Origin of the sequence: Virgibacillus sp. M23, from assembly GCF_034190895.1 — a bacterium.
Lineage (GTDB): Bacteria > Bacillota > Bacilli > Bacillales > Amphibacillaceae > Virgibacillus > Virgibacillus salarius.
Genome location: NZ_JAWDHA010000263.1, coordinates 1 through 447, shown reverse-complemented (window position 1 = coordinate 447; position 447 = coordinate 1). Strand labels below are relative to the sequence as shown.

1 protein-coding gene is annotated in these 447 nt (G+C 47.4%); it reads left to right on the top strand.

Annotated features, from left to right (window positions below):
- Positions 1-447, top strand: a 447-nt coding sequence (locus RVS70_RS22440) for a DUF418 domain-containing protein (RefSeq protein ID WP_321134933.1), incomplete at both ends; no start/stop codon positions are given.

Genomic DNA, 447 nt, shown 5'->3' with positions numbered 1-447 from the left:
CTGGGAGCTGCGGCGGCAAAGTCACGGTATTGGCACGAACCGGAAAAGCATCGGAAAGGATTAAAAAGATTATGGATCGCCGGGTTTATCATCGGCATCGGTGCCCAAGTGCTGTACAGTGTAATGGAAAAGGAACTATTTCTGCTGATTGGCGCGCCGTTTCTCATGTTTTTCTATGTCATAACGGTTGTCTATCTTTATCGTAAAACAAGCGTGAGAACAGTGCTGCAAACAGTCTCCGCTGTCGGGAGGATGGCATTTACCAATTATCTGATGCAGTCTATTGTATGTACTTGGATTTTCTATCATTATGGTTTGGGGCTATATGGAAAAGTGTACCCTGCTGCCGGTGTGCTCATTACGATTGCTGTTTGTGCCGTTCAAATGGTCTTCAGCCACCTGTGGCTTCGTGTCTTTCGGATGGGGCCGTTTGAGTGGCTGTGGAGA